Origin of the sequence: Shewanella sp. ZOR0012 (assembly GCF_000798835.1) — a bacterium.
In the GTDB taxonomy this organism is placed as follows: domain Bacteria; phylum Pseudomonadota; class Gammaproteobacteria; order Enterobacterales; family Shewanellaceae; genus Shewanella; species Shewanella xiamenensis.
In genome coordinates this window covers 1-237 of the sequence record NZ_JTLE01000083.1, presented here as the reverse complement: position 1 = coordinate 237, position 237 = coordinate 1, and the positions used below count along the sequence as shown (strand labels likewise).

Below are 237 nucleotides of genomic sequence, written 5' to 3'. Positions count from 1 at the left end.
AATTCAACGCCCTTCTACCATGTGATAAATCGCTGTGTTAGAAGGGCTTTTTTGTGCGGCGAGGATAAGTTATCTGGACGTAGTTACGAGCATCGACGTGGCTGGATAGTTGATAAAATCAAAGCCTTGTCTGCGATATTTTGTATCGATATTTGCGCCTACGCGGTGATGAGCAATCACTATCATTTAGTGCTTAAAATAGATGTCGATAAGGCCAAATCCTTAACGCAAAAAGAC

1 pseudogene is annotated in these 237 nt (G+C 41.8%); it reads left to right on the top strand.

From position 1 onward, the window contains the following. Positions 1-237: pseudogene (locus L976_RS01690) on the top strand (alpha-amylase family glycosyl hydrolase); the annotation flags it as partial.